1 pseudogene is annotated in these 640 nt (G+C 43.3%); it reads right to left on the minus strand.

From position 1 onward, the window contains the following. Positions 1-116 precede the first annotated feature (116 nt). Positions 117-640: pseudogene (locus FD31_RS13785) on the minus strand (MobV family relaxase); the annotation flags it as partial.

Here is a 640-nt window from a genome sequence, read left to right on the forward strand (position 1 = left end):
CAAAAAGGGACTAACTGCTAAAGCAGTAAGTCCCTTTAATTCGATTTACCGTTGACTGACGGCCATTAAACAGCTCCAATGCTCATAAACGGTTAAATTAAAGCCATAGACCAAATTCAAAGGCTTGGCCCATCTAATTCATCATGTTGTCCCTCGGAACGCTCCTGCGGCCTCTGAGGGGCTTTTTTAGACGGTTCTTTTAGTCCAGCTCGTTCTAGCCACTCACTTGGTAAACCAACCCCTAATTTGCGCTGTAAGAAGCGGTCAACGCTCCGAACAATTCCTTGTAGCGTCCCGACTAGCTTTTGAAGACGACGATTCTCAATGTCTAGTTCCATAGCCTTGCTTTCAGCTTTAATCAACTGGTCTTTTTGAATATCCATATCAGACCTTTGGGACAATGTTTCAGTAAAATACGTATCCGTTAAGCTGGCGCCCTGTTTAAGTTTATCAAAATCAAAACGGTCAACCAGCACATACCGCTTATGGAAACGGGATTCCTTCGTTTTAACACTATTCACATCAAATTTAGTGGCTTGATACGTCTTAAGTTTCGCTTGGCGCTGCTTAGTTTCATTTTCAACCGCTGCTAACTTTTGCTGCCCCTGCTTAATAGATTCCCGCATGGCTTTATATTCCG

This window comes from Companilactobacillus nantensis DSM 16982 (genome assembly GCF_001435815.1).
GTDB lineage: Bacteria > Bacillota > Bacilli > Lactobacillales > Lactobacillaceae > Companilactobacillus > Companilactobacillus nantensis.